Annotated in this window: 28 protein-coding genes; 14 read left to right on the top strand and 14 right to left on the bottom strand. The window is 68.1% G+C overall.

The window, feature by feature from the left end:
• The first annotated feature begins 40 nt into the window (after nt 1-40).
• The 4 genes from Q8S38_RS21575 to Q8S38_RS21560 all read left to right on the top strand — a co-directional run bounded on the left by Q8S38_RS21575 (nt 41) and on the right by Q8S38_RS21560 (nt 5,071).
• Nucleotides 41-982 (top strand): alpha-E domain-containing protein, encoded by a 942-nt coding sequence (locus Q8S38_RS21575; RefSeq protein WP_305682400.1) that lies wholly within the window; start codon nt 41-43, stop codon nt 980-982.
• An 86-nt stretch (nt 983-1,068) separates the two neighbouring features.
• On the top strand, nt 1,069-1,896 hold the full coding sequence (locus Q8S38_RS21570; RefSeq protein ID WP_305682399.1) for a transglutaminase family protein: 828 nt from the start codon (nt 1,069-1,071) through the stop codon (nt 1,894-1,896).
• 105 nt (nt 1,897-2,001) lie between these two features.
• The gene (locus tag Q8S38_RS21565) at nt 2,002-2,751 is read left to right on the top strand and encodes a proteasome-type protease (RefSeq protein WP_305682398.1); all 750 of its coding nucleotides are present in this window, start codon (nt 2,002-2,004) and stop codon (nt 2,749-2,751) included.
• An 88-nt stretch (nt 2,752-2,839) separates the two neighbouring features.
• On the top strand, nt 2,840-5,071 hold the full coding sequence (locus Q8S38_RS21560) for a putative bifunctional diguanylate cyclase/phosphodiesterase (RefSeq protein ID WP_305682397.1): 2,232 nt from the start codon (nt 2,840-2,842) through the stop codon (nt 5,069-5,071).
• A gap of 30 nt (nt 5,072-5,101) precedes the next feature.
• Here Q8S38_RS21560 and Q8S38_RS21555 read toward each other — a convergent pair whose 3' ends face one another.
• Nucleotides 5,102-5,701 carry an exopolysaccharide biosynthesis protein gene (locus Q8S38_RS21555; RefSeq protein WP_305682396.1) on the bottom strand — a complete coding sequence of 200 codons (600 nt, stop codon included), beginning with the start codon at nt 5,699-5,701 and terminating at the stop codon, nt 5,102-5,104.
• A gap of 94 nt (nt 5,702-5,795) precedes the next feature.
• Nucleotides 5,796-6,065, bottom strand: coding sequence for an usg protein (locus Q8S38_RS21550; RefSeq protein WP_305682395.1), 270 nt, complete (start codon nt 6,063-6,065; stop codon nt 5,796-5,798).
• Between the two features lie 188 nt (nt 6,066-6,253).
• Here Q8S38_RS21550 and bcsS point away from each other — a divergent pair, with 188 nt between their 5' ends.
• Entirely contained in the window at nt 6,254-6,979 is a 726-nt protein-coding gene (bcsS, locus tag Q8S38_RS21545) for a cellulose biosynthesis protein BcsS (protein ID WP_305682394.1), read from the top strand.
• A 12-nt stretch (nt 6,980-6,991) separates the two neighbouring features.
• On the opposite strand, the gene Q8S38_RS21540 is transcribed toward bcsS, so the two are convergent.
• Complete coding sequence (locus tag Q8S38_RS21540) at nt 6,992-7,726, bottom strand: SDR family NAD(P)-dependent oxidoreductase (RefSeq protein ID WP_305682393.1); 735 nt, start codon at nt 7,724-7,726, stop codon at nt 6,992-6,994.
• Nucleotides 7,727-7,809: 83 nt separating this feature from the next.
• Between Q8S38_RS21540 and Q8S38_RS21535 the strand changes: the two genes are divergently transcribed.
• Nucleotides 7,810-7,974, top strand: a complete 165-nt coding sequence (locus tag Q8S38_RS21535) for a DUF2256 domain-containing protein (RefSeq protein ID WP_305682392.1) — start codon at nt 7,810-7,812, stop codon at nt 7,972-7,974.
• Nucleotides 7,975-8,146: 172 nt separating this feature from the next.
• On the opposite strand, the gene Q8S38_RS21530 is transcribed toward Q8S38_RS21535, so the two are convergent.
• The 4 genes from Q8S38_RS21530 to Q8S38_RS21515 are packed head-to-tail and all read right to left on the bottom strand — an operon-like array spanning nt 8,147 to nt 11,391.
• Nucleotides 8,147-9,745, bottom strand: coding sequence for a molybdopterin-binding/glycosyltransferase family 2 protein (locus tag Q8S38_RS21530; protein WP_305682391.1), 1,599 nt, complete (start codon nt 9,743-9,745; stop codon nt 8,147-8,149).
• The gene (locus Q8S38_RS21525) at nt 9,742-10,434 is read right to left on the bottom strand and encodes an XdhC family protein (protein WP_305682390.1); all 693 of its coding nucleotides are present in this window, start codon (nt 10,432-10,434) and stop codon (nt 9,742-9,744) included. The genes Q8S38_RS21530 and Q8S38_RS21525 overlap by 4 nt, the downstream gene beginning before the upstream one ends.
• A 4-nt stretch (nt 10,435-10,438) precedes the next feature.
• Nucleotides 10,439-11,068, bottom strand: coding sequence for a LysE family translocator (locus Q8S38_RS21520; protein ID WP_305682389.1), 630 nt, complete (start codon nt 11,066-11,068; stop codon nt 10,439-10,441).
• Nucleotides 11,068-11,391: an XdhC family protein gene (locus Q8S38_RS21515; protein ID WP_305682388.1), complete on the bottom strand. Its 324-nt coding sequence runs from the start codon at nt 11,389-11,391 to the stop codon at nt 11,068-11,070. Before Q8S38_RS21515 ends, Q8S38_RS21520 begins: the two co-directional genes overlap by 1 nt.
• Before the next feature lie 199 nt (nt 11,392-11,590).
• On the opposite strand from Q8S38_RS21515, the gene Q8S38_RS21510 reads away from it, so the two are divergent.
• Entirely contained in the window at nt 11,591-12,361 is a 771-nt protein-coding gene (locus tag Q8S38_RS21510; protein ID WP_371125940.1) for an esterase/lipase family protein, read from the top strand.
• A 143-nt stretch (nt 12,362-12,504) separates the two neighbouring features.
• On the opposite strand, the gene Q8S38_RS21505 is transcribed toward Q8S38_RS21510, so the two are convergent.
• Both Q8S38_RS21505 and Q8S38_RS21500 read right to left on the bottom strand, forming a co-directional pair.
• Entirely contained in the window at nt 12,505-13,704 is a 1,200-nt protein-coding gene (locus tag Q8S38_RS21505; protein ID WP_305682387.1) for a vWA domain-containing protein, read from the bottom strand.
• Between the two features lie 151 nt (nt 13,705-13,855).
• Entirely contained in the window at nt 13,856-14,233 is a 378-nt protein-coding gene (locus Q8S38_RS21500; protein ID WP_305682386.1) for a nuclear transport factor 2 family protein, read from the bottom strand.
• Nucleotides 14,234-14,287: 54 nt separating this feature from the next.
• Here Q8S38_RS21500 and Q8S38_RS21495 point away from each other — a divergent pair, with 54 nt between their 5' ends.
• Complete coding sequence (locus Q8S38_RS21495) at nt 14,288-14,575, top strand: BrnT family toxin (protein ID WP_305682385.1); 288 nt, start codon at nt 14,288-14,290, stop codon at nt 14,573-14,575.
• The gene (locus Q8S38_RS21490) at nt 14,572-14,781 is read left to right on the top strand and encodes a hypothetical protein (RefSeq protein WP_305682384.1); all 210 of its coding nucleotides are present in this window, start codon (nt 14,572-14,574) and stop codon (nt 14,779-14,781) included. Before Q8S38_RS21495 ends, Q8S38_RS21490 begins: the two co-directional genes overlap by 4 nt.
• Before the next feature lie 7 nt (nt 14,782-14,788).
• Here Q8S38_RS21490 and Q8S38_RS21485 read toward each other — a convergent pair whose 3' ends face one another.
• Nucleotides 14,789-15,715: an AAA family ATPase gene (locus Q8S38_RS21485; protein WP_305682383.1), complete on the bottom strand. Its 927-nt coding sequence runs from the start codon at nt 15,713-15,715 to the stop codon at nt 14,789-14,791.
• Between the two features lie 96 nt (nt 15,716-15,811).
• Here Q8S38_RS21485 and Q8S38_RS21480 point away from each other — a divergent pair, with 96 nt between their 5' ends.
• Nucleotides 15,812-16,165, top strand: a complete 354-nt coding sequence (locus tag Q8S38_RS21480; protein ID WP_305682382.1) for a nuclear transport factor 2 family protein — start codon at nt 15,812-15,814, stop codon at nt 16,163-16,165.
• 7 nt (nt 16,166-16,172) lie between these two features.
• Here Q8S38_RS21480 and Q8S38_RS21475 read toward each other — a convergent pair whose 3' ends face one another.
• The 3 genes from Q8S38_RS21475 to Q8S38_RS21465 all read right to left on the bottom strand — a co-directional run bounded on the left by Q8S38_RS21475 (nt 16,173) and on the right by Q8S38_RS21465 (nt 20,076).
• Nucleotides 16,173-16,976 carry an FAD binding domain-containing protein gene (locus tag Q8S38_RS21475; protein WP_305682381.1) on the bottom strand — a complete coding sequence of 268 codons (804 nt, stop codon included), beginning with the start codon at nt 16,974-16,976 and terminating at the stop codon, nt 16,173-16,175.
• A gap of 126 nt (nt 16,977-17,102) precedes the next feature.
• Nucleotides 17,103-19,466, bottom strand: coding sequence for a xanthine dehydrogenase family protein molybdopterin-binding subunit (locus Q8S38_RS21470; protein ID WP_305682380.1), 2,364 nt, complete (start codon nt 19,464-19,466; stop codon nt 17,103-17,105).
• 97 nt (nt 19,467-19,563) lie between these two features.
• Nucleotides 19,564-20,076: a (2Fe-2S)-binding protein gene (locus tag Q8S38_RS21465; protein ID WP_305682379.1), complete on the bottom strand. Its 513-nt coding sequence runs from the start codon at nt 20,074-20,076 to the stop codon at nt 19,564-19,566.
• Between the two features lie 313 nt (nt 20,077-20,389).
• On the opposite strand from Q8S38_RS21465, the gene Q8S38_RS21460 reads away from it, so the two are divergent.
• Entirely contained in the window at nt 20,390-21,748 is a 1,359-nt protein-coding gene (locus Q8S38_RS21460) for a methyl-accepting chemotaxis protein (RefSeq protein ID WP_305682378.1), read from the top strand.
• A 19-nt stretch (nt 21,749-21,767) separates the two neighbouring features.
• Here Q8S38_RS21460 and Q8S38_RS21455 read toward each other — a convergent pair whose 3' ends face one another.
• Nucleotides 21,768-22,238, bottom strand: coding sequence for a CoxG family protein (locus Q8S38_RS21455; protein ID WP_305682377.1), 471 nt, complete (start codon nt 22,236-22,238; stop codon nt 21,768-21,770).
• Nucleotides 22,239-22,358: 120 nt separating this feature from the next.
• Between Q8S38_RS21455 and pcaB the strand changes: the two genes are divergently transcribed.
• The 3 genes from pcaB to Q8S38_RS21440 are packed head-to-tail and all read left to right on the top strand — an operon-like array spanning nt 22,359 to nt 25,430.
• A complete protein-coding gene (pcaB, locus tag Q8S38_RS21450) occupies nt 22,359-23,783 on the top strand; it encodes a 3-carboxy-cis,cis-muconate cycloisomerase (protein WP_305682376.1) in 1,425 nt (474 codons plus the stop codon).
• Nucleotides 23,776-25,029: an aconitase X catalytic domain-containing protein gene (locus Q8S38_RS21445; protein ID WP_305682375.1), complete on the top strand. Its 1,254-nt coding sequence runs from the start codon at nt 23,776-23,778 to the stop codon at nt 25,027-25,029. Before pcaB ends, Q8S38_RS21445 begins: the two co-directional genes overlap by 8 nt.
• Nucleotides 25,020-25,430: an aconitase X swivel domain-containing protein gene (locus tag Q8S38_RS21440; RefSeq protein WP_305682374.1), complete on the top strand. Its 411-nt coding sequence runs from the start codon at nt 25,020-25,022 to the stop codon at nt 25,428-25,430. Before Q8S38_RS21445 ends, Q8S38_RS21440 begins: the two co-directional genes overlap by 10 nt.
• Nucleotides 25,431-25,453 lie beyond the last annotated feature (23 nt).

The following is a 25,453-nucleotide window of genomic DNA, read 5'->3' as shown; positions in this document are numbered from 1 at the left end:
GGACACGTCCCGCCTCGTCGCCAAAAGGCCCGATCTGACTATGCTTTCGCGCACCGCAGACAGCCTCTACTGGGTCTCCCGCTACGTCGAGCGAGCGGAATACCTCGCCCGCATCCTCGACGCGACGATGCGGCTGTCGAACCTGCCCTCCTCCTATGGCGGCGCTGGCAGCGAATGGCAGAGCGCGGTCGCCACCGCCGGCTGCGACGAGGCCTTCGCCAAGGCCTATGGCGAGGCCAATGAGCGCAATGTCTGCGACTTCCTGACCTTCAACCCCGACAACCCCTCCTCGATCCGCAACTGCCTCGCGCTCGCCCGCTCCAATGCGCGCGGCGTCCGCACGGCGCTGACCTCGGAGATGTGGGATGCGCTCAACGGCGCCTGGCTGGAGCTGCAGCGCTTCGAGAAGAAGCGCATGGACCGCGAGGAGTTCGCCCGCTTCCTCGACTGGGTGAAGAACGTCTCGCTCGTCTTCGACGGCTCGGCTTACCGCACCATGCTGCGCGACGACGGCTACTGGTTCTCCAGGCTCGGCGTCTATGTCGAGCGCGCCGACAACACCGCCCGCATCCTCGACGTGAAATACCATGTGCTGCTGCCGGCCAACGAGCAGGTCGGCGGGTCGCTCGACTATTTCCAGTGGACCACCGTGCTGCGCGAGGTCTCCGCGCTCACCGCCTATCACTGGGTCTATCGCGAGGCGGTGAAGCCGCTGCTGATCGCCGACCTCTTGATCCTCAACCGGCGCATGCCGCGTTCTCTGGCCGCCTGCTACGAGAACATCTCGCGCTTCCTCGATCTGCTCGGCGATTCCTATGGCCGCCAGGGCCCGGCCCAGCGCCAGGCGCGCAAGACGCTCGCCAATCTCTCGAACACCAGCATCGATGACGTCTTCCAGCACGGGCTGCACGAATTCATCGAGGACTTCATCACCGAGAACAACCGCCTCGGCGGCACGATCATCGAGCAGTATCTGCAATGAGCCGACGCGGCCGGCTCGCTTCGGGCGGCTGCGGCGGCTAGGAAGACCCGAAGAGTTCAGCACCGACGCCTCCAGTTGCGATTGCCATGCGGATCAGGATTTCTCACGCGATCAGCTACGTTTATGCCGAGCCGGCGCGGCATATCACGCAGATCCTGCGGCTGACCCCGCGCGACCATGATGGCCAGCATGTGATGTCCTGGCGCATCGAGCCGACCATCGACGGCCGGCTGCGCGCGACGCAGGATCCCTTCGGCAACATCGTCCACACCTTCTCGGCCGACGGTCCGATCGCCGAAATGGCGATCCAGGTCGAGGGGCTAATCGAAACCACCGATCTCGCCGGCATCGTGCGCGGCATCACCGAGCGCGTCCCGGTCGAGGTCTTCCGCCGTGACACGCTGCTGACGATGCCCGACGCGGCGCTGGCGGGCTTCGCCGAGGAGGCGACGCAATCGGCCGAAACGCCGCTGGCGAAGATGCATGCGCTGATGGACGCGCTGCATGAGAAGATCGCCTGCATCGAGACCGGGCAGCGCACCGGGCTCGGCGCGGCGGCAGCCTTCGCCGCCGGCGAAGGCATTCCGCAAGACATCGCCCACATCTTCATGGCCTGCGCCCGCCATCTCGAAAGGCCGGCCCGCTATGTCTCGGGCTATGTCGCGCAGTCCGACGCCTTGACCCATGCCAACGGCGCCCATGCCTGGGCCGAGATTCATCTCGACGGTTACGGCTGGATCGGCTTCGACGCCGCCAACGGCCTGTGCCCGATCGACACCCATGTGCGCGTCGCCGCCGGGCTCGATTTTGCCGATGCGGCTCCGATCCGCGGCGCGCGCAAAGGCGGCGACGGCGAAGCCCTCGCGGTGCGCGTCAGCGCCCGCGACGCCGGCGGACGCGCCGCGAACCAGTAGGCGCTCCCAAACGCTCTGGTCCAAGCCGCCTCAGAATGGCTGGCGGGTCCGCGATCGATATGCGACGAAAGCCCGGCCCGCTTTCGCCAGACCAGGATCGCCCCCTTGACCTATTGCGCCGGAATCCTTGTGCAGGACGGGCTCGTCATGATCGCCGATACCCGCACCAATGCGGGGCTCGACGACATCTCGACCTTCCGCAAGCTGCATGTCTTCTCCTGGCCGGGCGACCGCACCTTCGGGCTGATGACGGCAGGCAACCTCTCGGTGACGCAGTCCGTCGTCAGCCTGTTGCATGAAGGCCTGCCCAACCCCGAGACGGGCGCCAACGACTCGCTCCACAACGCCACCTCGATGTTTCGCGCGGCCCAGTTGGTCGGGCGCGCCATTCGCCATGTCCGGGCTGAGGATGGCCCCGCCTTGAAGGATGCCGGCGTCAAGTTCGACGTCTCGATGCTGTTCGGCGGCCAGATCAAGGGCGAGCCGATGCGGCTCTTCATGATCTACGGCGCCGGCAATTTCATCGAATGCGGGATGGACGCGCCCTTCCTGCAGATCGGCGAGCACAAATACGGCAAACCGATCCTCGATCGCGCGATCACCTACAAGACGCATCTCTACGACGCTCTCAAGGTCGGACTCATCTCGATGGATTCGACGATGCGCTCCAATCTCGGCGTCGGCTTGCCGATCGATCTGATCGTCATGCGGCGCGACGCCGACGAGCCGGAGCTGACCCGCCGCATCGAGGCCGGCGAGCCCTATTTCCACGACCTGCGCGAACGCTGGTCGGCAGCCCTGAGGGCCGCCCACACCGCGATCCCGAGACCGCCTTACGAGCCAAAATCCGGGTGAGAAAGGTCCATGGCGCTTCGATTCGTCAACGGGATATCAAGACTCCCCTGCGATGGTCGGCGTCATTGTGGTCTCCCCGGGACATCTGATGTCGTCGCCCGCCGTCGCGAAACTGACCAATGCGGATGCCTCCGCGCGGATGCTGAAGAGTACGGTCGCGACGCTGGGCTGCGCCTTCGTGATGGTGATGGCAGCGGCCGTGGCCGTCGTTCTGGCGATCGCAGGGGACGCCAACCGCCTCGAGGCGGAACGCCAGCGCGACCGCATCGAGGCGGCCATCGAAAGCCAGGTGCGCCTGCGCGAACTGCGTTTCCAGAGCCTCGCCGCAGCCGGCGAATTGCAGAATTCTCTGGCGGGGCCGGACCCGCTGCTGACACTTCAAACGGCGTTGGCCCAGCTCGGCGGCCGCTTTCTCGAATTCGACGGCGCCTACATCGTGTCGTCATCGGGCGTCGTGTTTGCCGGCATCGAGGGCAACAGCCCCGCCGGGCAGGCCGGTTATGACGCGCTGAAGCACTTCAGCCCGACCCTTCCCGGGGCGCGGAATGCCGGCGGTGCGCCGATGGTCCGGCTGCCCGATCTGCGGGGCGGCCCGGGCACGGCGGCGTGGTCGCTGACCCATGACGGATTCGAGACCGTCAGCGTGATGACGATCGACATCGCACCGCGCCGCGGCTCTCTTCTTTCGCAATTGTTGGGCCCTATCAAGGTCGTCGGCTACCGGCGCGTGACCGATTCGATCCTCTCGGAACTGGCGCAGCGCTACCGCATCGCCGATATCCGCATCGTTCGCACCGCGCCCAGCGACCCGCTGTCCAGCCGCGCCATCCCCTCGGCGGACGGCACCGTCCGGGCCTGGCTGAGCTGGGCGCCCGACCGCCCCGGCGATGCCATGCTGCGCCAGTTCGCCTGGGCGCTCGCCGGCGTCGGCCTGCTGTTCGCCGCGATCTTCGCCTTCGTCGTCCATCGTCTGCGCGGCGCCGCCGACCAGATCGCCGTTCGCGAGGGGCAGATCCAGCGGCTCGCCGGCCAGGACGAACTGTCGCTTCTGCCCAACCGGCGCACCTTCGATCTCAGGCTCGATCAGGAACTCGCCCATCTCGGCCGGACGGGTGCGGGACTCGCCGTGCTGTTGATCGATCTCGACCGCTTCAAGGCGGTCAACGACACCTATGGCCATACGGCCGGCGACGAACTGATCCGGCAAGTGGCGCAAAGGCTGTCGCGGCTGGTGCGCAGCGGCGACACCGTCGCGCGCATCGGCGGCGACGAGTTCGGCATCATCCAGACCTATGGCAACTTCCCGGCCGGCTGCGCCGCGCTGGGCGAGCGCATCCTGGCGAGCTTGACCGAGCCCTTCGTCATCATGGGGGTCGCCACCACCATCGGCTGCTCGATCGGCATCGCGCTGGCGCCCGACGACGCCACGGATCGCGAGACCCTGCTGAGGCTCGCCGACACCGCGCTCTATCAATCCAAGCATGGCGGCCGCAACCGCTACTCCTTCTTCGAAGCGCAGATGAACCGCACGCTGGCGCTGAAGCGCATGGTCGAGGAGGATCTGCGCCGCGCCATCGAAAACGACGAGTTGCTGCTGCACTACCAGCCCCAGGTCTCGGTCGACGGCGCGACCATCGTCGGCGTCGAGGCGCTGGTGCGCTGGAACCATCCCGAACACGGCATGGTGCCGCCCGCCGAGTTCATCGGCATCGCCGAGGAGCGCGGCCTGATCGTGCCGCTCAGCGAATGGGTGCTGCGGCAGGCCTGCAAGGAGGCCAAGCGCTGGGAGGGCATCCGCCTCGCCGTCAACGTCTCGCCGATCCAGTTCCGGCACAAGGACTTCGTCGCCAACGTCATCCGCATCATCGACGAGACCGGTTTCGACCCGACACGCCTCGAACTCGAGCTGACGGAAGGCGTCGTCGTCGACGATGCCGACGCCGCGGAAGCCGCGATGATGGATCTGCGGGCCCATGGCGTCGGGCTGGCGCTCGACGATTTCGGCACGGGCTATTCGAGCCTGATCTATCTGCGCCGCTTCGCCTTCGACAAGATCAAGATCGACCGCTCCTTCCTGGAATACATGGAGACCACCGGCGAATCCGCCATTCTGGTTCACTCCATCGCCCATCTCGGCCGGGCGCTCGGCCTGCGCGTCTGCGCGGAAGGTGTCGAGACGGCCGAGCAGCATCGCTTCATGCAGGCGATCGGCTGCCACGAACTGCAGGGCTTCCTGTTCTCGAAGGGCGTGCCGGCTGACGAGATCGACCGGCTGCTCACGCAGGACAAGCCCTTCGCCGGGATCCTCGCCGCCGCCTGATCCCTTCGGGCCCGCCGAACGGCCTGCCCCTCAGAAGAACAGGCCGTGGATGCCGCTGAAGATCGCGTAGGCGAACCCGGCGCTGAGGACGAGGCCGATCGCGCCGAAGACCGTTCCCGCGATGATCAGAAGCCCGTCCCGCTCCACAAGGCCCAGCCCGACCAGGCAGACGGCCAGCCCGAGCGGGATCTGCCCGATGAACGGCGCCGCGACGACCAGGCCCAGCGCCAGCACCAGGATCAGCAGGCCGAGAACCGGGATGGCGTAGACGCTGCCAAGGACGGTCAGGCGCGGTTGCGAAAAGCGCTCCAGCCGCAGGAGAACCGGCACCGCCCGGTCGATGGCCCGCGTCAGGACCGGCTTGCTGAGGCTGCGCGACAACAAGGCCGACGGCAGCCAGGGGATGGCCCGCCCGGTCAGCATCTGCGCAGCGACAAAGGCCAGCACCAGCCCGCAGACCAGCGGGATCGGCGGCGGCATCGGCAGGCAGTTCGGCAGCCCGAGCAGGACGACGAGCAGCGCATAGGCCCTGTCCTTCAACGCCGCGACGATCGAGCCCACGGCGATGCGCTCTCCGGGCAAGGCGGCCAGCGCCATGAGGAGACCGGAGGTGCGCAAGGGTGATGACAAGGGATCGGGCCAGGCCGTGACAGGATCAGCGGCCTAGCACGCGCCGCGCCGTTGCAACAAGCAGCGCCGACGACAGGCCGCCCTGCGCCGCCGTTCAATGCAGGGTCAGCACCCCGTTGACGGCGACGATCTCGGCCGGCCGGATCAGGCGCGAATGCGCCACCGTGACGGAATGCAGCGGACCATCGAGTTCCCGTTTCCAGAAATCGAGGAACTGAAGCAGTTCCGGGAAGCGCGGCGCGAGATCGTAGTTCTGCCAGATATAGCTCTGCAGCACGCTGCGGTGGTCGGGCATCCGATAGAGGATCGTCGCCGTCGTCAGCCCGTATCCCGCCAGTTGTCGCCTGAAATCGGTGGTGCTCATCTGCCCTCTCCCTTTCGTCGGCACATGATGAAAGCTTAGCCAGATCCAGCCCTCAGGCTGCGCCCGCGTGGTTAACAAACGCTTGCCAGCCTCGTGCGCGCCTGCTGCAATTGCGGTAGCGCCCATCCGGCAGGCCGGGCGTCGGGGGTGCGTGCGTGGCGTATGGGTGCGCGATCGCGGGGGGCGCGATGCTGGCCGCCGTCCTGACGGCGGCGCCGGCCGGGAGCGCTTTCGCCCAGGAGGCCGAGACCGAAGCCGAGGCCGAGGAGCGCGCGGCCCTCTCCACCGTCCTGTTCGGCTCGCTCGAGGCCGGCCCGGCCAAGACCTTCGTCTCGCTCGGCATGAAGACCGCGCTGAGCGGCGCCCTCGCCGGTAGCGGCTTGCGTGCGCTGCTCAAGATCGGAGGCGCCCAGGAGGAGGCGCAGCGGCAGCGCCCGCGCGGCGTCGCCTATAAGAGCGAGTCTCAGGCACTCATCGGCTATGAATGGCGGATCGGCGATACATTCCTCGCGCTCTATGCCGGCTCGGACCAGGAGGGCGAACAGCGCGAATGGCGCAACGGCATCCTCTATCGCAACCGCTATGGCGCCAGACTCCAGGGTGACCTTTGGATGACGCCGATGCCGGGCATGATGCTGCATGCCGGCGCCTATGCCTCGACGCTCGACCGAAGGCTCTGGGGTCGCGCCGCGCCCGGCTGGCTGTTGCCGCGCGGCTGGCTGTCGCAGGATCTCTATGCCGGGCCGGAGGTCGAGGCCTACCGGGCCGGCCGCTACACCAAACTCAGGCTCGGCCTGCATCTGACGGGCCTGCGCCTGTTTGGTGTCGTCTGGCGGCTGTCGGGCGGCTGGCAGCGCAGCAGCGACCGCCCGTCCGAAGCCTATGCGACGCTCGGCGTCCACTGGCTGCGCTGAGTCCCGCCCACCCTACCCTTTGGTGCGCAGCGACGACCGGCCGCCATCGACGCCGATGATCTGCCCGGTGATCCAGGAGGCGTCGTCGGAGGCGAGCAGCGCCGCGAGCGGTGCGATGTCCTCGGGCTCGCCCAGCCGCTGCAGCGGGTGCAGATCGGCGATCGCCTTCGCCATCGCCTCGTTGCCCGTGAGTGCCGCCGCCAGCGGTGTCCGCGTCAGCGACGGCGCGATGCAGTTGACGCGGATGCGCGGCGCGAGTTCCGCCGCGAGCGACAGCGTCAGCCCCTCGATCGCCCCCTTCGCCATCGCCACCGAGGCATGGGCGGCAAAGCCCTGAGCGACCGCCACCGTCGAGAACAGCACGACGCCCGCCGTGCCCTCAGCCTGCTTCAGATGCGGCAGGGCGGCTTGAATCGCCTTCACAGCGCCCAGCGCGTTGATGCTGAAATCCTTGAGGAAATCAGCCTCGGCCAGCCGCGCGACCGGCTTCAGGTTGATCGTGCCGACGGCATAGACCAGCCCCTTCAGCGCGCCACCTTGCGAAGCCGCCTGCGTCGCGGCGGCGAAGACGTCGCCCTCGGTCACGTCCCCGGCGGTGAAGCCCGCGCCGATCTCGCGCGCGAGCGCTTCAAGCCGGACCGCATCGCGTCCCACCAGATGCACCGACAGGCCGCGCGTCTTGACGGCGCGTGCCACCGCGGCCCCGATGCCGCCGCTGCCGCCATAGATCAGGATGGTGTCGCTCATGTCGCCGCTCCAATTGGGTCTCGCCAGCGTATACGTCGGCGCGGGTCGCTCTGGACCAGCGCGGCGGACGAGCGTGACGGGACATGGCCAAGCGAATCGAGAAAGCCAACCTGCCCCAGAAACCCTGTCAGGCCTGCGGCCGGCCCTTCACCTGGCGCAAGAAATGGGCGCGCGTCTGGGACGAGGTGAAGTTCTGCTCGGAGCGCTGCCGGCGGGAGCCCCATGCCGGCAAGCGAGAGGCCTCATAGAATCATAGCGCCCGGTCGCCATAGAAATCGCGACAAGCCAGGACGTCATCCTGGGCGACCGAAGGTCGTCCCGGGATCCATCATCAAGCGCGTTGGCATCCTATGATGGATCCCGGACGCGCCGCTTCGCGGCTCATCCAGGATGACGGCCGCTCGAAACCACTTGGCAGATTTAGCGCTCCAGCTGCGCCAGCGCCTCGGGCGTGTCGATGTCGAGCGCGATCGCGGGGTCGTCGAGCGGCACCTCGACGAGCGCCTCCCCTGCCGCGTCGAGCAGACGCCGAGCGCCCTGGTCGCCCTCGAGTTTCGCAACCTCCGCAAACAGCGCTCGTGCCAGCAGCACGGGGTTGCCGCGCTGCCCCAGAAGCGTCGGCACGACGGCCAGCGCCTCGCCGCTCTCCGCAAAGACCTGCGCCAGCCGGTCGATCACGGCAGCCGTGACATTGGGCATGTCCCCGAGCGAAACCACGACACCGGCCACCCTCTCCGGCAAGGCGGCAAGCCCCGCCTTGACCGATCCGGCGAGCCCGCTGGCGAAATCGGGATTGTGGACCAGCGTGACGTCGAGCCCGGCGAGCGCGGCCGCGACCTCCGCCTGCTGATGCCCGGTCACGACGATTACAGGGCGGGCGACCGAGGCGAGTTGAGCCTCGACGGCATGGCGCAGCATCGGCTGGCCGCGCACGCTCTGGAGCAGCTTGTTGTCGGGCCCCATCCGCGTCGAACGGCCCGCGGCCAGCACCAGTCCGGCGACCGGCGCAGCCTCTAGAAGGGCGGGCGCGCGCGGCTGCGGCCGCGAGACGATCTCCATCAAAAGCCCGCCGACGCCCATCGCCTGGATATCGGCACGCGTCACGGCAATGCCGGCGAGGCAACGCTGAAGCACCCAGTCGAAGCCGTTTTCCTTGGGCGAGCGCGCACAGCCCGGCGCGCCGATCACCGGCTTGCCGCCGATCTCGCCGATCAGCAGCAGATTGCCGGGGTCGACCGGCATGCCCAAATGCTCGATGCGCCCACCGGCCGCCAGCAGCGCCTGCGGGATGACGTCGCGCCGGTCGGTGATCGCGGAAGCCCCGAACACGACGACGAGGTCCGCGGCTTCCGCCTGCGCCGCGATTTCCTGCGCCAGCGGCGCCTCCTGATGTGGCACGCGCCGGTCGGCTGCGACCTGCGCCTTGGCCGGCCCGAGCCGCTCGGCCATCACCCGCAACGTCTTGTCGACGACGGAGGGCTTCAGCCCCAGCAGCACCGTCGAGATCACGGCCACACGCAGCGGCTTGTAGGGCGCGACCGCCAGCGGCCTCTGCCCTTCCAGCGCGGCCAGCGCCTGCTCGACCTGCACTGCGGGCAGGCCATAGGGAATGATCTTGACCGTGCCGACCATCTCGCCCGCGACGACCGCCTTCATCGGCGCCAGCGTCGCCACCGTGATCGCCTCGTCGATCCGGTTGAGCCCGTCGATCGCAGACGCATCGATCGTGAGCACGCCCGCCGCCGCGGCAAAGAGGTTGACCCGGCCGGTGAAGGCCGCCTCGGTGACGATGCCGCGCCCGGCCAGTGCGGTCGCCAGCCGCGTCGCGGCCTCGTTCTCGCCGATGTCGCCCGCTTCGAGCCGCACTGCGACGAGTTCGGCGAGCCCCGCCTCGGCGAGACCGGCGACATCCGCCGCCGTCAGTGTCGCCCCTTTCTTTACGACGAGGCCGCCGGCGCGCACCGTATGCGCGGCGATGCAGCCTTCCGCATCAGTGACGGGAACGGGGCCGAACTTCATGCCGGCGCCCGGCGCGGGCCGCGCAGCGTCGAGACGATCTCGCCCAGGATCGCGAGCGCGATTTCGGCCGGCGACACCGCGCCGATGTCGAGCCCGATCGGCGCATGGATTCGGGCCGTCGCCGCCGCGTCGAAGCCCGCCGCTTCGAGCCGCTCGATGCGGCGCCCATGCGTCTTCCGGCTGCCGAGCGCGCCGATATAGAAGCACTCCGAGCGCAGCGCCGCCTCCAGGCCGGGATCGTCGATCTTGGGATCATGCGTCAGCGCGACGAAGGCGGTGTAGGCGTCGAGGCCCAGCGCCGCCAGGGCCACATCCGGCCAGTCGGTGACGAGCCGCACCTCGGGAAAACGCTCCGGCGTCGCAAAGGCCGTGCGTGGATCGATGATGACGAGATCGAGATCCAGCAGCTTGGCCATCGGCGCCATCGCCTGCGAGATGTGGACCGCACCGGTGACGATGACGCGCGGCGGCGGCGCCTGCACGGTCAGGAACAGCTGTCGGCCTTCGCTCTCGACCATGCCGCTCTTGGCCATGCGCAACTGCCTGTCGAGAGCCTCGGCCAGCGGGTCCCCGGGGATCTCGGCGGCCTTGACCAGCCGCTGCGCGCCACTGGCGACATCCGTGACCAGGATGGTGGCGCGGCGCGCCGCACGCTCCGCGTTCAACGTCGAAAGGGTGGCCAGATCCATCGTGTCAGCCCTTGTCGGTGGCGAGTTTGAGGCCGAGCCCGATCATCAGCGAGCCGCCGAGCCAGCGCCCGAAGGCGAATCCAACTTGCGTCTTCTTCATCGTCCGAACCACGGCCGATGCCCCGATCACCGTGACGAAATCCGCCGAGGAGAAGGCGAAGTTGACGATGGTGCCGAGGATCAGGAACTGCGCCCAGACCGGCAGCGAGCCCGCCGGATCGACGAACTGCGGCAACAGCGCGATGAAGAACAGCGCCACCTTCGGGTTGAGCACCTCGACGATGAAGGAATCGATCAGCGCGCGCTTGACCGTCTTGGGCGGGGCTGCGGGCGCATCCGCAGCCGCCAGCCGCGATCGGATCATGCCGATGCCGAGCCAAACCAGGTAGACCGCGCCCGCCAGCTTCACCGCGAGATAAAGCTCCGGCACATGCTTGAACACGGCCGACAGGCCGAAGGCCGCCGCGAAGACATGGATGTAGCAGCCGAGATGGATGCCCAGCATCGCCATGAAGCCGGCCTTGCGGCCATGCGCGATCGTCTGTGCGGCGGTGTAGAGCAGCGCCGGCCCCGGAAAATAGGCGACGACGAGCGTCAGCGTCGCGAACGCCAGCAGCGTCTCCCAGGAGGCCATCAGTTCACCTTTTCCACATACACCCGGATCCGCCCGCCGCAGGACAGGCCGACCTTCCAGGCGGTTTCGTCGGCAACGCCGAATTCGAGCGTCCGGGCCGCGCCATCGCCGATCACCTCGACCGCCTCCTCGACCACCGCGCCCTCGACGCAGCCGCCCGAGACCGAGCCCTGGAAATTCCCCTCCCCGTCGATGACGAGATGCGAGCCGACCGGGCGCGGTGCCGAACCCCAGGTCTCGATCACGGTGGCGAGCGCGACCGAGCGGCCGGCGCGCGCCCAGGCTTCGGCAGTGGCGAGGATGTCGGTGTCGGTGCTGATCATGGTCCTCGATCCCTGTTCTGACGCAGCCGCGGGACGCCGCATCTCGCCCGTCTCATCCTAGCGGCAGATGCCGCCGCAGGCGCGTCAACTTAAGCATGGCCGCAGCCGCTTGCGAGCCTGCGCAGCGCATGGCACGCGCGCCGTCTCGACCACGCAACCCGATCCCGCTATCCCTCCGGCAGGGGGACAGACAAGCGACATGGACGGCATCGTTTTCCTGCACGGGATCGCGCGCAGCGCAAGGTCGCTGGCGATCCTCGAAAAGGCGCTCCGCGCTGACGGCTATGCCACGCTCAACCTCGACTATCCGGCCCGCAGCCGCTGCATCGCCGACATCGTCGAGGCCTTGCGGGAACAGATCTCGCCCTTTGCAGAAAACTGCTCCGGCCGGCTCCATTTCGTCACCCATTCGATGGGCGGGCTCGTCGCCCGCGCCTTCATCGCTCGTCATCGCCCGGAGCGGCTCGGCCATGTCGTGATGCTGGCCCCGCCCAACGAGGGCAGCGAGATCGCCGATCTCTTCGGCGGCAACGCGCTCTATCGCGCGTTTTTCGGCCCGGCCGGGGCGGAGCTGGTGACCAAACGATCGGATTCGCTCTGCGAGGTCCTCGGCACGGTCGATTTTCCGCTCGGCGTCATCGCCGGCGACCGCTCGCTCGATCCGGTGGGGTGGCTCCTGCTGCCCGGCGCCAATGACGGGCGCGTCTCGGTCGAACGCACGCGCGTCGCCGGCATGGCCGACCACATCGTCATCCACGGCACCCATACGCTGATCATGAACAATCCCGAGGCGATCGCGCAGGTCCGGCATTTCCTGAAGCACGGGCGGTTCGCGCGTGCAGAGGTGGAATCCAAAGCAATTCGCAGTCAGGCCGAACATCGATCATCGGACCCGGCAACCGCGACCGATACCCCTCCCCCTTGTGGGGAGGGGAAGGGGTGGGGGGCGAAAAGCCAGGGCGATCCCTGAGACACAGGGCCCTATCGCGACTGCCGGGTCGCCTTTTCCATCCCCCGCTCGCCAAGCGGCAAGACCCCCACCCCTGCCCCTCCCCACAAGGGGGAGGGGTTTTCGTGGCGGCTATCGCGCGTCCAGCTTAATCGGAAAAGCCCTTACCCTGCCTTCTTCAGCCACAACCGCGGATCGCTCGCCCGCTCCGCCTCCGGCGACAGCGCCGCGCAGAGATCGGCCATGGCCGCGAGATTGTGGATCGGCCGGAAGGAATCGACATGCGGCAGCATCGCCCGGATGCCGCTGGCACGCGCCTCGAACTGCTCGAAGCGCAGGAGCGGGTTGAGCCAGACCAGCTGCCGGCAGGAGCGGTGCAGCCTGTCCATCTCGAAGGGCAGCTCCCCGTCGAGATGGCGTTCCAGCCCGTCGGTAAACAGCAGCACGATCGCCCCGCCGCCGAGCACGCGGCGCGACCAGACCCGGTTGAAGGCGTGCAGCGCGGTCGAGATCCGCGTGCCGCCCTCCCAGTCGGGCGCGGCCTTCCCCGCCAGCGCCAGCGCCTCGTCGGGGTCGCGGGCGCGCAAGCTGCGCGTGATGTTGGTCAGCCGCGTGCCGAAGACGAAGGAATGGACGCGCCGGCGCTGCTCGGTGACCGCATGCAGAAAATGCAGGAAGATGCGCGAATACTCCGCCATCGAGCCGGAGATGTCGACCAGGGCCACGATCGGCGGATGCACCTGCGCCAGCTCGCGGAAGGCGAGGTCGATCAGGCCGCCCCCGCCCCGCAGCGAGCGCCGAAAGGTCCGGCGCGGATCGATCCGCGCGCCCCGCGGCGCAGGCTCGAAGCGGCGGGTCGCGACGAGATCATCCGGCAACCGCAGCGCCGAAACGAGCTGCTTGGCGCGGGCGATCTCGGCCGCGCTCATCTGGGCGAAGTCGCGCGACTTCAGCGTCTCGCGGTCGGACACCGTGAGCTGCGCCGTCAGCTCGGTGATCTCGACCGGCGCGTCTTCCGCGGTCCTGGGCGGGGCGAAGGCCTCGGCGACGCGCAGCGCCCCGGCCTCCTCCTTCTGCGGCGCGCTGTCCGCCCCCGGCGAGACCGGCGACATCTGCGCCATGATCTTCTCGATCAGGTTGCGCCGGCGCCAGAACAGCGCGAAGGCCTGGTCGTAGACGGCGCTGTCCTCGTGACGCTTCACGAAGATGGCGTGCAGCGCCCAGTAGACATCCTCGCGCCCGCCCAGCGCCCCATCGGCCAGGGCCTCGACCGCCTCGACCACGGCGCCGGGCCCGACGCGCAACCCCGCGATCCGCAGCGCACGGGCGAAATAGGCGACGTTTTCGGGAAGCTTGCCGGTCATGAGAGGCGCGGTGTCTCCCTCCAGCCCTCATCCTGAGGAGCGGGCGAATGCCCGCGTCTCGAAGGATGGTTCAGGAGGCTCCGGAACCATCTGGAGCATCCTTCGAGACGCCGCGTGCCGCGGCTCCTCAGGATGAGGGCGGAAATGACCCTCACGGCCCCATCTCGGTCATGAACACCTTCTGGACGATCTGCCACTTGCTATCGACCTTCAGGAAGGAGAGCAGGTCGGTGAAATAGCGCGGCGGCATCTGGCATTTCACCTTGACCAGCGCCAGCGTCGGCCCGACGAGGTCGATGGTCAGGATATGGTCGCCGCGCACCATGCCGGCCGCCTTCGGCGAGGGCCGCTCGCGCACCGCCTTCAGCCATTCGTCGCGCGGCACGATCTTGATCGTGCCGTCCTCCTGCGCCGTGGTCAGCGCCGAGGTCGGATGGAAGGCATGCTCCAGCTTGGCGACATCGCCCTCGTAGAGACCGTTGAGATAGGTCCAGGTGACGGATTCGATGGCCCTGAGATCGTTGTACATGGTCTTGCCTCCTGCAGATTGACGCTCTGGAAGTCGAACAATAGATTCGGACGCATGCTGGGGCCTGATGTCCGTTTCGAATGGGATCCCGCGAAGGCCGAGAGCAACATACGCAAGCATGGGATCAGCTTCCAGCTCGCAACGCTCGTATTCGACGACCCACTGGCGATCACCGAACAAGACCGGATCGAAGCAGGCGAGCAGCGCTGGCAAACGATCGGCATGATCCAAGGCGCATTGTTGCTCGTTGTGGCCTATGTCGATCGAGGCCATGATGGCTTCGAGATCATCAGAATGATCTCGGCGCGGCGAGCCGAACCCAAGGAAAAGGAGGCGTTATGAGCAAAATGGTTACATATGAGCGCCGTCTTGGCGAAAAGGTGGAGCTCACCCCCGAGCAGCAGGCCGAGATCGAGGCGCTTCTGAAAAAGCCCGACAGCGAGATCGACTATTCCGACATCCCGCCGCTCGACGAAAAATTCTGGGCCAATGCGGTCCGCAATCCCTATCTCGACCCGGCCCGCAAGCGCGCGAAGAAGGCCGGCTGACGCCAACCTACCGACCTGACTCGGCCTTCGCCTGGTCCAGCAGCTCCTTCACCTTCGAGCCCTGCATCGCCTGGATGTCGTCCTGATACTTGAGCAGGGCCCCCAGCGTATCCGACACCAGGGCCGGATCGAGCGCCACCGCGTCGAGTTCGACCAGCGCGGTCGCCCAGTCCAGCGTCTCGGCGACGCCGGGCGCCTTGAACAGCTCCTCCTTGCGGATCGCCTGCACGAAACTCACGACCTGCTTCGCCAGCTTGGCCGGGGCGTGCGGGGCGCGCGCCTTGAGGATCGCGAGCTCGCGGGCCGCGTCGGGATAGCCGACCCAGTGGTAGAGGCAGCGCCGCTTCAGCGCGTCGTGGATCTCGCGCGTGCGGTTGGAGGTCAGGATCACGATCGGCGGCTCGGCGGCCTTCACCGTGCCAAGCTCGGGGATCGTCACCTGCGAATCCGCGAGTATCTCGAGCAGGAAGGCCTCGAACGCCTCGTCGGTCCGGTCGAGCTCGTCGATCAGCAGGATCGGCGCGCCGCCCTCCTGCGGCTCGAGCGCCTGCAGCAGCGGCCGCTTGATCAGGTAGCGCTCCGAGAAGATGTCGCCTTCGAGCCGCTCGCGATCGCCACTCGCGCCGCCGGCTTCGGCGAGGCGGATCGCCATCATCTGCCCGGCATAGTTCCATTCATAGACGGCCGAGGCGAGGTCGAGCCCCTCATAGCATTGCAGCCGGATCAGCTTGCGCCCGAGCGCGGCCGAGAGAACCTTGGCGATCTCGGTCTTGCCGGTGCCGGCCTCGCCCTCGAGCAGCAGCGGCCGCTTCATCCGAAGCGCCAGGAACAGCACGGTCGCGAGCGCCCGGTCGGCGACATAGCCGCCGCCCTGCAGCAGCGCGAGGGTTGCGTCGATGGAGGTCGGGAGCGAAGCAGTCCGGCGATCGTTCATGTCAAATCCTGGCGCGCATCTCTGTCATCACCGCGCCGTGGCGGCCGATCCATTCTGGGCCGAGCCTATACCCGAAACCAGACGAGGAGACGATCAATGACGAACGCAGAAGCCATCACCGCCTTTGCCGACCTGCTCAAGCGCGGCGAGCATGAGGCCGCCGCCGAGCGTTTCAACGCCGCCGACATCGTCAGCCTGGAAGCCATGGACGGCCCCATGGCGCGGGTCGAGGGCCGCGCCGCCGTCAAGGCCAAGAGCGACTGGTGGTATTCCGCTCACGAGGTCCATTCGGCCGAGGCCTTCGGCCCCTATCGCAACGGCGACCAGTTCGTCATGCGCTTTTCCATCGACGTGACGGTCAAGGAGACCGGCCAGCGCGTCCAGATGGACGAGGCCGGTCTCTACACGGTGCGCGACGGGCTGATCGTCGAGGAGCGCTTCTTCTACTGATCCGCCCTTACTTGCCCGTCGCCTGCGCCACAGCCTGCTTGGTCATCACCCCGATCAGATGGGCGCGATAATCGGCATCGGCATGCATGTCGGCATTGATGCCATCGGCTGACGCATGCAGGCCGTCGAGCGACTTCGGCGCGAAGCGGGCCTTGAGCGCCGCTTCCGCCTCCGGCCAGCGGAAGACGCCGCCCTCGCCCGCGCCGGTCACCGCGACGCGGATCTCGCTGCCGCGCTTGGCGACGAAGACGCCGACCAGTGCGTAGCGCGAGGCCGGGTTGCGGAACTTGGCATAGCCCGCCTTGGAGACGACCGGGAACACCACCTTGGTGATGATCTCGCCCTCTTCCAGCGCCGTCTCGTAGAGGCCGGTGAAGAAGTCGTCGGCCTCGATCTTGCGCTTGTTGGTCACGATCGTCGCGCCCAGCGCCAGGCAGGCGGCCGGGTAGTCGGCGGCGGGATCATTGTTGGCGACGGAGCCGCCGATCGTGCCGCGATGGCGTACATGCGGGTCGCCGATATGCGAGGCGAGATAGGCGAGCCCCGGGATCGCCTCCTGCACGATCGCCGAATCCGCGACCTCGGCATGGGTCGACATCGCGCCGACATGGACCGTGCGGCCCTTGCGGACGATGCCCTTGAGGTCGCCGCAGGCGCCGAGATCGATCAGCGCGGTGGGCGAGGCCAGACGCTGCTTCATCGTCGGCAGCAGCGTGTGCCCGCCGGCGAGGATCTTGGCGTCCTCCTTCTTGGCGAGCAGGCCGGCGGCCTGGCGGGCCGAGCCGGGGCGGTGATAGGTGAAGGCGTACATGATATTTCTCCGCTCGGTTCGGGGCCGTCATGCTCGGGCTCGACCCGAGCATCTCGTCCAGGAAAGCGCTGCCGCGCCTCACTGGCGAGAGATGGCTGGGTCAAGCCCGGCCATGACGCGTTTCAATTACTCGGCTGCCATTCGCGTGATGCTCTTCTGCGCCGCGCGCCAGACGGCCTGCGGCGTCGCCGGCATGGCGATGTCCTCATGGCCGAGCGCGTCGGTGATGGCGTTGATGACCGCCGGCGGGGCGGCAATCGCGCCGGCCTCGCCGCAGCCCTTGATGCCGAGCGGGTTGGACGGGCAGGCCGTCACCGTCATGCCGACCTCGAAGGAGGGCAGATCGTCGGCGCGCGGCATGCAGTAGTCCATGAAGCTCGCCGTCACGAGCTGGCCGTCGCTGTTGTACTTCGCGCCTTCCAGCAGCGCCTGGCCGACGCCCTGGGCGATGCCGCCATGGACCTGGCCCTCGACGATCATCGGGTTGATGACGTTGCCGAAATCGTCCACCGCCGCCCAGCGCTCGATCTTCGTGACGCCGGTTTGCGGGTCGATCTCGACCTCGCAGATATGGACGCCCGCCGGGAAGGTGAAATTGGTCGGGTCGTAGAACGCCCCCTCCTTCAGCCCGGGCTCGAGATCCTGCCCGTTGAACTTGTGGGCGATATAGGCTTGCAGCGCGCAGGAGCCGAAATCGAGCTTCCGATCGGTGCCCTTGACGCTGAAATGCCCGTCGGCGAAATCGATATCGGCCTCGTCGGCCTCCAGCACATAGGCCGCGACCTTCTTGCCCTTGGCGATGACCTTGTCGACCGCCTTGAAGATCGCGGACATGCCGACCGCACCCGAGCGCGAGCCATAGGTGCCCATGCCCATCTGCACCTTGTCGGTGTCGCCATGGATGATCGAGACGTTCTCGATGGGGATGCCGAGCTTGTCGGAGACGAGCTGGGCGAAGGTCGTCTCATGGCCCTGGCCGTGGCTGTGCGAGCCGGTCAGAACCTCGACGGTGCCGACGGGGTTGACGCGCACCTCCGCCGATTCCCACAGGCCGACGCCGGCGCCGAGCGAGCCGACCGCCGCCGAGGGCGCGATGCCGCAGGCCTCGATATAGGAGGAGAAGCCGATGCCGCGCAGCTTGCCGTTGCGGGCCGATTCCCGCTTGCGCTTGCCGATGCCCTTGTAGTCGATGATCTCGAGCGCCTTCTTCAACGCCGCGCCGTAATTGCCGGCGTCGTACATCATGATGACCGGCGTCTGGTGCGGGAACTTCTTGATGTAGTTCTGCATCCGGAACTTCGCCGGGTCCTTGCCGAGTTCGCGGGCCGCGACCTCGACCAGCCGCTCGACGACGAAGGTCGCCTCCGGCCGCCCCGCGCCGCGATAGGCGTCGACGGGTGCGGTGTTGGTGTAGACCGCGTCGACCTCCGCGTAGATCGCCGGGATATCGTAGGAGCCCGAGAGCAGCGGCGCGTAGAGATAGGTCGGCACCGAGGAGGAGAAGGTCGAGAGATAGGCGCCGAGATTGGCCGTGGTCTTGACCCGCAGCGCCGTGATCTTCCCGTCGGCGTCGGTGGCGAGTTCGGCATGGGTGACGTGGTCGCGCCCATGCGCGTCCGACAGGAAGGCTTCCGTGCGGTCGGAGTTCCACTTCACCGGCCGGCCGACCTTCTTCGCCGCCCAGACGCAGACCGTCTCCTCGGCATAGATGAAGATCTTCGAGCCGAAGCCGCCGCCGACATCGGGCGCCACCACCCGGAGCTTGTTCTCCGGCGCGATGCCGATGAAGGCCGACAGCACGAGCCGCGCCACATGCGGGTTCTGGCTCGTCGTGTAGAGGGTGAAGATGCCCTCGCCCGCCTCGTAGTCGCCGACCGCCGCGCGCGGCTCCATCGGGTTCGGCACGAGGCGGTTGTTGACGATGTCGAGCTTGGTGACATGCTTGGCCGCGCGGAACGCGGCCTCCGTCTCGTCCTTGTTGCCGAGATGCCAGTTGAACACGGTGTTGTCGGGCGCTTCCGCATGGACGACCGTCTTGGCGCCCGCCGCACTGGCGGTGTCGACCACCGCCGGAAGCACCTCGTAATCGACGATGATGGCCTCGGAGGCGTCGCGCGCCTGGGCCAGCGTCTCGGCGACGATCACGCAGACATGGTCGCCGACATAGCGGACCTTGCCCTGGGCGAGCGCGGGATGGGCGCCGGCGCGCATCGGCGAGCCGTCCTTGTTGTGGATCATCCAGCCGCAGATCAGCCCGCCGACCTTGTCGGCGGCGAGATCGTCCCCGGTGAAGATGCCGAGCACGCCCGGCATGCCGGCCGCCGCCTTGGCGTCGATCGACTTGATCCTGGCATGGGCGTGCGGCGAGCGTAGGAAATACGCATGGGCTTGGCCGGGCCGGTTGATGTCGTCGGTATAGCGGCCCTGGCCGGTGATGAAGCGGTGGTCTTCCTTGCGCCGCACCGAGGCGCCGATTCCGGTTGCCGTCATGGTGTTTCCCTCCTCAGCGCGCCTCTGGCGGGCACGTCATGATCTCAAGGCCCGCCCGCGCGGGATAGCGCTGGGCGGCGACGTCACGCGCGGTGTTTCACTCGGCAGCCTGACGCGGCGGCTCTTTCCGGTCCATCGCCTGTCCGCCCATCGCCTCGGCGCCGGCGGCCACCGCCTTGACGATGTTGTGATAGCCCGTGCAGCGGCAGATATTGCCGTCGAGATCCTCGCGGATCGTCTTCTCGTCGAGGTCATGGCCGCGGCGGTTCACGATATCGACGGCGGACATGATCATGCCCGGCGTGCAGAAGCCGCATTGCAGCCCGTGATGCTCGCGGAAGGCCTCCTGCATCGGGTGCAGGGCCCCGTCGCTGGCGAGCCCTTCGATCGTCGTCACGGCGGCGCCTTCCAGCGAAACCGCCAGGACCGTGCAGGCCTTGGCGGCCTTGCCGTCGATATGGACGACACAGGCACCGCACTGGCTGGTGTCGCAGCCGACATGGGTGCCGGTCAGCCGCAGGTTCTCGCGCAGGAACTGGACCAGCAGCGTGCGCGGATCGATCGTCCCGGTGACCGGTTTCCCGTTCACGGTCATGGATACGGTGGCCATTGTCGTCCTCCTTGACCCGGGTCTTGCGCCCGGCTCGTGAAAAGCCTGTCGCTGTGCTGAGAGCCGGAACGCGCCGGTAGGCCCAGCTTTTGTCTGGAACAGCTTTAAACCGAATGTGGACCCGCGTTTTTGCGCGGTCAAGCAGGAGCGAGCACAAGACAAGCGGCGTTTTCGCGATGGAATCGGCCCATTTTTGTCGGGCAGCCCCGCAAGCTCTCCCCAAGCGCACACCATCTGGTCGCAGGCGACGGGCATTACCCGTTTTTTAACGATGACGACGCTAGGTTACCGACCCAGTCCAGGAACGCCATCGGTGAACGACGCCCCGCCTCTCTCGACCTTCGACCAGATGGACAGGCGCCTGCGTTCGATTGGATTTGGCGAGCGCCAGAAGGCCCAGCTTGCAGGCTACGCCGCGGCCGTCGATGGCTTGATCGACGCGATCGTCGATGCGGATTTTGACCGCGCCTTGACGATCCAGCCCGCCCTGACGGAGGCGATGGGATCGGTCGGGGACGTGTTGCGGGCAATGGAGAAGCGCCATTTCCGTCTGCTCTTCGAGGGCCGCTTCGACCAGGCCTACGTCACCTCCGCCGAGGCCCTTTGTCGCCTCGAGCTTCAGGCGGGCGTCGGGCCGCGGCCCCGCATCTCGATCGCGCTGTCTCTGATGCAGCAACTCGGGCAGAGGCTTTGGCGGCCCCGGCTTTTGCATCCGCGCCGGTTCGCCCGCGAGATCTTCCTGGTCGAACGGGTCCTGGCCTTCGACGCCAACACGGCCGTGACGATCGGCTACGAGATCCGCGCCGCCGAGGCGCAGCACCGCGCCGTTGCGCTGGACGCGACGGCCGACACATTGAAATCCCGCATCAGCAGCCTCGACGACAGCATCAGCGGCGCCGTCGACCAATTCGTCGCCACGGCGCAGGAAACCGGCCGGGCCACCCGCTTCATCAAGGACGTCCTCGGCGAGGTCGCCAGCGCCTCGATTCTGGTGCGCGAAAAATCGGTGCAGACCGCCGCCGCGACCGAGGAGATGTCCGCCAACATCGCCGAAATCGGCCAGCGCGCCCATACCAGCCTCGTCATCGCCAATCGCGCGGTCAGCGATGCCAGCCAGATGAACGAGGCCGTGTCGCAACTGCGCGACGTCACGGCCAGCATCGGCACTGTCGTCGGCCTGATCGCCGACATCGCGGCGCAGACCAATCTGCTGGCGCTGAACGCCACCATCGAAGCCGCCCGCGCCGGTGAAGCCGGGCGCGGCTTCGCCGTGGTCGCCTCCGAGGTGAAGTCGCTCGCGACCCAGACGGCGAGCGCCACCAGCGACATCGCCAGCCAGATCGCCAAACTCACCACCAGCGCCGAGGCCTGCAGCACCCATGCCGCCTCGATCGCGGGAACCATTGGTGAAATCCGGCTCGATTCGCAGGCGATCTCCGAATCCGTTTCGCAACAGAGCGCGGTCACGGCCGCCATCGCGCAGGATGCCGCCGCCGTGGCGCAAAGCTCCGACAAGGCGATCGAGCGTGCCAACGCCGTCAACCACAGCCTCGACATGACCGCGCGCGCCCTCGACCGGGCCAACGCTGCCGCCGCCGAGATCGCCCAGCAGATCGGCGATGCGGAGGCCACCGTCGGCGCCGCGCTCGAGGCGCTGCGCCGGGCGTCCTGACCGACGCGTCCCGGCGCACTCAGGCGGCGGGAGCGCCCTCGCCTTCGCTGACCGCCTTGGCGAAATTGGCGAAGAACTCGTCGGCCAGCTTCTTCGAGACCGAATCGATCAGCCGCGAGCCGAGCTGCATCAGCTTGCCGCCGACCTGCGCCTCGACATCGTAGCGCAGCACGGTCTGGCCGTCCTCGGCGTCGCTCAGCGCGACCTTCGCCCCGCCCTTGGCGAAGCCGGCGATGCCGCCCTCGCCCTCGCCCTGGATTCGGTAGCCATTGGGCGGGTCGAGATCGACGAGTTCGACCTTGCCCTTGAAGCTCGCCTTCACCGGCCCGAGCTTGACCTTCACCACCGCCGAGAAATGCGTGTCGTCATCCTTGTTGAGCTGCTCGCAGCCGGGAATGCAGGCCTTCAGCACCTCGGGATCATTGAGCTTCGCCCAGACCACATCCTTGGTTGCGGGCAGCGTCACCTCGCCATTCATCGTCATCGCCATGGCGTTCTCCCCCAGATCGTGCCGCACTCTGCCGGCGGCTGTTGCAGCCGGGCCGGCCTCGGGTCTATCCAAGGCTGACGCGCCTATCCATGAGCGAAAAGCGCCGACCGACACAAGGGGATGACGCGTGACGACCGGACCCGCCCGCCGCATGGCGCCCGCATCTCCATGACCGGAAGCCCCTCGGGCCTCTTCGGCGAACTCTTTGTCGATCGCGAGATGGCGGCGCTCTTCGACGATCGCGCGACGCTGCAGGGCATGCTCGATTTCGAGGCGGCGCTGGCCCGGGCTGAAGCCGAGGTGGGGATCATCCCGCAACAGGCCGCCGGCGCCATCGCCGCGCAATGCGACGCGTCCCTCTACGATCCCACCGAGATCGGCCGCGCGGCGACGCTCGCCGGCAACCCGGCGATCCCCTTGGTGAAGGCCCTGACCGCCCGCGTCGCGGCGCAGGACACCGAAGCCGCCAAATGGGTGCATTACGGGGCCACCAGTCAGGACGTGATCGATTCCGGCGCGGCGCAGCAACAGCGCGCCGCCTACACCCTCCTGCTGGACCGATCCGCCCGCCTCGCCCATGCCCTCGCCCGACTTGCAAGAACCCACCGCCACACGCCGATGATCGGCCGCACCTTCCTGCAGCAGGCCGTGCCGATCCCCTTCGGACTCAAGGCGGCGCAGTGGCTCGATCCGGTCGTCGCGTGGCACGACGACTTCATGCTGTATGGGCAATCCTCCCATCAGCTCGGTGGCGCGGCCGGCACGCTCGCCTCCCTCGGTGACCAGGCTCCGGCCGTACAAGAGGCCTTCGGGCGGATCATGCCCTCGATCGGGGCGGTGATGACGCCGTCGCACACAGCACGTGCGCGACAGGCGCGGATCGCAGCCCAACTCGGCATCCTCACCGGCCATCTCGGCAAGATCGCGCTGGATGTCGCGCTGATGGCGCAGACCGAGATCGCCGAGTTGGCCGAGCCGGAAGCGCCCGGCAAGGGCGGCTCCTCGGCCATGCCGCACAAGCGCAATCCGGTCCTCTGCACGCTGATCCTCTCGGCTGCCAAGCGCACGCCGGGCCTCGTCGCGATGATGCTCGCCGCCATGCCGCAGGAGCATGAGCGTGGCCTCGGCGGCTGGCACGCCGAATGGCCGACGATGCGGGACCTTCATCTCACCGCCGGCGCCGCGCTGAGCCAGACGGTGGCGCTGATCGAGGGGCTGCAGGTCTTCCCCGAGGCCATGCGCCGCAATCTCGACCTCACCAACGGGCTCGTCATGGCCGAGCGCGTCTCGCTGGCGCTGGCCGACAGCCTCGGGCGCGGTGCCGCACATCACCTGCTTGAAGAGGCCAGCCGCGCCTGCGTCGCCTCTGGCCGGCATCTGCGCGACCTGCTGGCCGAGGACGCGACCGTGAGCGCGCGGCTCTCCCCAGCAGACCTCGACGCGCTCTTCGACCCCGTCACCTACCGGGGCGCGAGCGATGCGATCATCGACCGAATCCTCGTCGCCTATGAAGAGGAACGCGAGCATATGACCGGCCATGCTTGAGCTGACCCCGCAGCAACGCGCCATCGCCTTAGGCCAGGACGGCGCCGCCATGGCACTGCGTATCGTCGCGGAGGCCGCCCGGCTGATGGGCGCGCCGCGGCTCATCCCCGTGGCGTCGGCCCATATCGACGGGGCGCTCTATCATGGCGATTCCGGCACGCTCTTCGCCGAAAGGCTGGTCGAGGGCGGCGCCCGCGTCGCCATCCGCGCGACGCTGAATGTCGGCGCGCTGGCGCCCGCCGGCTGTGCCGCGATCCGCTTGCCGCCGCATGAGCGCGACATGGCGGCCCGCATGATGCGCGCCTATGAGGCGATGGGCTGCGAGCCGTCCTGGACCTGCGCGCCCTATCAGGCCGGGCACCGGCCGGCCCAAGGCACGGACGTCGCCTGGGGCGAATCCAATGCGGTGGTCTTCTGCAACTCGGTGCTCGGCGCCCGCACCAACCGCTATGGCGACTTTCTCGACATCGCCTGCGCCATCGCTGGCGTCGCGCCCGATTACGGCCTGCACCGCCCGGAGAACCGCATCGCGACGCTGCTGATCGACGCCACCGGCCTGAGCCGGAGCTTGCGCGCCTCGGACGTGTTCTACCCCGTACTCGGCACCCTGCTCGGCCGCACCGCCGGCACCGCGATCGCCGTCATCGACGGCCTGCAGGGCTGCACCACGGAGGACCGCCTCAAGGCGCTGGGTGCGGCCTCCGCCTCGGCCGGCGGGGTCGGCCTGTTCCATGTCGCGGGTGTCACGCCCGAGGCACCAGACGCCGCGACCGCGCTCGGCGGCCTGCCGCCGCGCGAAACCCTGATCCTGACGCCGGCCATCGTGCAGCAGGCGCTGGCCGGGCTCTCGACAGCCGGAAACACCGACAGGATCGACGCCGTCGCGGTCGGTTCGCCGCATCTGTCGCTGCCGGAGATCGACGAGATCGAGCACAGGCTCGCCGGCCGCCGTCTGGCGGCACCGCTCTACGCCAACACCGGCCGCCATGTGCTGAAGCCGCTGGAGGCGCAAGGCCGCCGCGCCGCGCTGGAGCAGGCCGGCGTGGTCTTCGTCGTCGACACCTGCGTCGTCGTCACGCCGATCCTGCCCGAGATCGCCGGCGCCGTGCTGATGACCAATTCCGGCAAGTTCGCCCATTACGCGCCGGGCACCACCGGCTATGCGGTCACCTATGGCTCGCTCGGGGAATGCGTCGAGAGCGCGGTGGCCGGCCGCCTCGTCAGGGAGGAACGGGCATGGGCCTGACCACGCAAATCCTGCTGCCGGGCCCGGCCACCGCCGGCCCCTGCCTCGCTTTGACCGCGCCGATCAGCTTCTGGGGCGGCGTCGATCCGCGCTCGGGCAGGATCATCGACCAGCGCCATCCCCAATGCGGGCTCAGCGTCGCCGGCACGGTGCTGGCCCTGCCGGGCACGATCGGCTCGTCCTCGGCCTCGGCAGTGCTGCTGGAGCTGGTCCATGCCGGCAAGGCGCCGGCCGCGATCCTGATGGACGCGCCCGACGCCATCCTGCTGCTCGGACTCGTGGTGGCGCGCGAAATGGGCTGGCCGACGCCGCCGGCTTTGCGCCTGGCCGCAACCGAACAGGCGCAACTCTCAGGCCGTCAGCTCGCTGTCGCCGACGACGGCACCATCACGGTCCAATAACCACGCTCACGCCACCAGGGACA

Origin of the sequence: Allobosea sp., from assembly GCF_030695125.1 — a bacterium.
Lineage (GTDB): Bacteria > Pseudomonadota > Alphaproteobacteria > Rhizobiales > Beijerinckiaceae > Allobosea.
The sequence above is the reverse complement of the archived record's forward strand: the minus strand, read 5'-3'. Positions and strand labels throughout refer to the sequence as shown.